Here is a 2,574-nt window from a genome sequence, read left to right as displayed (position 1 = left end):
TGATTTTTTGTGCTGCCAAAATTTAAATTAAGAAATTAAAAACCTAGGAAATCAATTAAATGATTTCTATTTTTTTGCAAAAAAAGAAAAAGGCGTTGCAACTGATATTTAAAAACCATCAGTTTGCAACAGCCCCTTTTAAATTATTAGAATACCACTTCATCTCTTGAAATTATAAACTCTACTCTTCTATTTCTAGATCTTCCAGCCTCTGTTTTATTTGAAGCTATTGGATTTTGTTTTCCATATCCCTCCACTGAGATATTATTAGCCATTGCTCCTCTTCCTATCAAATAACTTTTTATAGAGTTAGCCCTCTTCAATGAAAGATTGAAATTATACTGATCACTACCAATAAAGTCAGTATGTCCATCTATCTTTAATTTTATATCCTTATGTTCCACCAAAGCTTTTGCCAATCCATTTAAACTATTCTTTACACTTCCTTTTACTGAATAGCTATCAAAATCAAATAATATCTCCTCTGGCATAGAGAGTATAAGATTTCCATTCTCTTTTCTTATTATTACACCCTTCTCATCAAATACAATAATATCTTCAAGTGGTTTTTTCTCACTACTTACATCTTCTAAAACATATTCTGTTTCACCCTCTACTATTGTCATCTCTTTTAAATTTTCATTTGAAGATGTACAACCAGTTATTGCAAGGGATAAAATACTCAATGCTAACAAAAATTTTTTCATAGTCAGTCTCCTTTTAAAAAATTATAAACATTACATTTTCAGTAAGTCTTTGTTCGTTTTGCTTTTTATTAGGTGTTTTCATTACCCAATCAAATAAAAACTTAGCATGTTCCTCTGTTGTTCTTATACATTTTCTAGTTCCTGTAAATGTTCCCAATGTTTTCTCTTTTTGTTTCATAAAAAACTCTTTATTTATCTCTTCATCATAGTTGATAGGAGTTCCGTGTAGATATCCACCACCTGAAAATCTCATAGCATATCTTGCATAACCCTGCTTATCTCCTGCCTCTCCATTATATGGCATCACATATTTCACCATTGGAGCTGTAAAAAATCCCTTTGGAGTTTCAAATCCCAATTGACTTTCAATACCTGTTTTACTATATACATATGAGATAACTTCCCACTCTTTACTTCTATTCTTTTCAAAAACCATCATATTTTGGTTAGATACATCTATTGCTACTACTTTTGAAAAATCCTCTTGAATTACTGGATTTTTTGTCATTGTAGAGTTAGATATTATTAACTCTTCAGGTATATTAGCTACTTTTACTCTTGAAGTTGTTTTTCCTCTTTGAACTACCGATAAAATTGATCTATCTGGAATATATATCTCTTCATTGTTCACAACAGATCTCCCTATACTGCTCTGATCCAATGAAGTTCCATATTTATCTTTTGCTCTTTTAAAATTTTGGTTATTTGGATTTGGCACATATGAACTTGTACTTGCTAGTTCTCTTCCCATACCCTTTTGATCAACTACAAATTTTTCTAACTCATTTATCTTATCCAAAGCTTTCTGGAATCTAAAAACTCTCTTTCTTACAAGATTTGCTGAGATATACCCTGTTTTTCCTTTAGAGTCTTCTACAAAAAACCAGTAGTTTCCATAGTACAATACTTTTTTTAGAGCTTTTAATTTAGTATCATAACCATATTTTCCAATTACCTTTCCTTTAGTTGAAGGTAGATCTCTTAAATTAGCTACTCTTCCTCTTACAAATACATAGTCTAATACTTCAGGATGACCACCTTTGTACTTTTCATTGACCTTTATATTCTCTGGAATACTGTTGTCATAAGTAGCTACTGTGGACCACTCTTCCTGCCCCGAAAAAGCAAACAAAGCTGTTCCTAAAATAAATTGACAGATAAAAAACTTTAAATATTTCATACACTCACCCATTGTTTTATAATTTTTCACAGTATAATTGTAACATCTTAATGACTACTATTCAAGTAAAATAAAATAAAAAAGGATTTTTCTTATTTTATACGAATAATATTAAAAGAAAGGGGAGAAAATGATAGAAAAAATTAATTTAGCAACAAATAATATTGCCATCTTAGGTGCTTTAACTCAGAATGAAATTGAGTATTTACTTAAATTTCTTAATAGAAAGAATTATTCAAAGGGAGAGATTGTTTACTGTCAAAACTCATCTCCTGAAAATATCTATATAGTTGAAGTTGGTACTGTTCAAATGAGAATTAATACAGATTTTAAAAATAATTTCTCAAAAACATATAATATTGGAGATTGTTTTGGGCAGACTGCTCTTTTAGGAATTATCCCTAATATAGGGGAGTGTATAGCTTTAAGTGATGTTACTCTTTTAGAACTCTCTAAATTTTCATTTCATAAACTATCAAAGGAAAATAATCAAATTTTTGTTAAATTACTACTTAATTTAACAAGAGAGATCTGTAGATATAATCATTACATTATAAATAAATCATTGGAAAATAGATAGTATTAGTGTATAATAGATATAGGAATTAAAGTATTAGGAGGTCTATTGATGAAAAAATACGTATGTGAAGTTTGTGGATATGTTTATGATCCTGCTGTTGGAGATGT

The 2,574-nt window shown here is 29.3% G+C and carries 4 protein-coding genes; 2 read left to right on the top strand and 2 right to left on the bottom strand.

Annotation, left to right across the window (positions count from 1 at the left end; translation table 11 throughout):
* Nucleotides 1-146 precede the first annotated feature (146 nt).
* Nucleotides 147-707, bottom strand: a complete 561-nt coding sequence (locus QZ286_RS06295; RefSeq protein WP_291256120.1) for an OmpA family protein — start codon at nt 705-707, stop codon at nt 147-149.
* 13 nt (nt 708-720) lie between these two features.
* On the bottom strand, nt 721-1,887 hold the full coding sequence (locus tag QZ286_RS06290) for a L,D-transpeptidase family protein (RefSeq protein ID WP_291256119.1): 1,167 nt from the start codon (nt 1,885-1,887) through the stop codon (nt 721-723).
* Nucleotides 1,888-2,017: 130 nt separating this feature from the next.
* Between QZ286_RS06290 and QZ286_RS06285 the strand changes: the two genes are divergently transcribed.
* Nucleotides 2,018-2,467 (top strand): cyclic nucleotide-binding domain-containing protein, encoded by a 450-nt coding sequence (locus QZ286_RS06285; protein WP_291256118.1) that lies wholly within the window; start codon nt 2,018-2,020, stop codon nt 2,465-2,467.
* 48 nt (nt 2,468-2,515) lie between these two features.
* The coding region (locus tag QZ286_RS10305; protein WP_367243732.1) for a rubredoxin at nt 2,516-2,574 on the top strand (59 nt) is incomplete at its 3' end.

This window comes from Fusobacterium sp., assembly GCF_019012925.1.
In the GTDB taxonomy this organism is placed as follows: Bacteria; Fusobacteriota; Fusobacteriia; order Fusobacteriales; family Fusobacteriaceae; genus Fusobacterium_A.
Note: the sequence above shows the minus strand (reverse complement) of the source record. Positions and strands in the feature narration are given on the sequence as shown.

What these genes read in the sequence shown, in the direction of transcription:
- QZ286_RS06295 (WP_291256120.1), bottom strand. Translation starts at nt 707, where the DNA reads ATGAAAAAATTTTTGTTAGCATTGAGTATTTTATCCCTTGCAATAACT.
- QZ286_RS06290 (WP_291256119.1), bottom strand. Translation starts at nt 1,887, where the DNA reads ATGAAATATTTAAAGTTTTTTATCTGTCAATTTATTTTAGGAACAGCT.
- QZ286_RS06285 (WP_291256118.1), top strand. Translation starts at nt 2,018, where the DNA reads ATGATAGAAAAAATTAATTTAGCAACAAATAATATTGCCATCTTAGGT.